Genomic DNA, 657 nt, shown 5'->3' with positions numbered 1-657 from the left:
AAAAATGAGGACATTGGTTTTTCGCCGGACTCTACACAAGACACTTGAATGTGTGTTGTTTTGAGAACTCGTTTTTATCATTAAAGATAAAAACTATTGTAATTGAATCTAACGATTCAATTTACTAGTCAGCTTTCCAGATTGTTAAAGAACAGGTGTTTTGATCATCAGAGATGAAAAATCCACTTTCTAATCACACTCTGTCGAATGTCTTTAGAAAGTGGTGGAGCTATGCGGGATCGAACCGCAGACCTCCTGCGTGCAAGGCAGGCGCTCTCCCAGCTGAGCTATAGCCCCATAAAGTTTTACTTCTTAGGAGAAGTTCTCTTAAAGAGAAGATGGTGGGCGATACCGGGCTCGAACCAGTGACCCCCTCCTTGTAAGGGAGGTGCTCTCCCAACTGAGCTAATCGCCCACGATAGTTGCTTATTTGTATCCGCTTTAAAAAGCAGAAGCAAACTTGCTTTCCTTCGTGGAAAGGAAATGGTGGGTCGTGCAGGATTCGAACCTGCGACCAATTGATTAAAAGTCAACTGCTCTACCAACTGAGCTAACGACCCATACTTCTAAAAGAAGTGGCGTCCCGTAGGGGAGTCGAACCCCTGTTACCGCCGTGAAAGGGCGGTGTCCTAGGCCTCTAGACGAACGGGACTAAGT

Annotated in this window: 4 tRNA genes; all 4 read right to left on the bottom strand. The window is 45.5% G+C overall.

The features are described from left to right. Positions 1-221: 221 nt before the first annotated feature. Positions 222-297 (bottom strand) — tRNA-Ala (locus ASV53_RS24385). A 42-nt stretch (positions 298-339) separates the two neighbouring features. Beyond that, positions 340-415 (bottom strand) — tRNA-Val (locus ASV53_RS24380). Positions 416-484: 69 nt separating this feature from the next. After that, positions 485-560, bottom strand: a tRNA-Lys gene (locus ASV53_RS24375). A gap of 16 nt (positions 561-576) precedes the next feature. Beyond that, positions 577-652, bottom strand: a tRNA-Glu gene (locus tag ASV53_RS24370). Positions 653-657: the final 5 nt, after the last annotated feature.

It is taken from the genome of Photobacterium sanguinicancri, from assembly GCF_002265265.1.
In the GTDB taxonomy this organism is placed as follows: Bacteria; Pseudomonadota; Gammaproteobacteria; order Enterobacterales; family Vibrionaceae; genus Photobacterium; species Photobacterium sanguinicancri.
The sequence above is the reverse complement of the archived record's forward strand: the minus strand, read 5'-3'. Positions and strand labels throughout refer to the sequence as shown.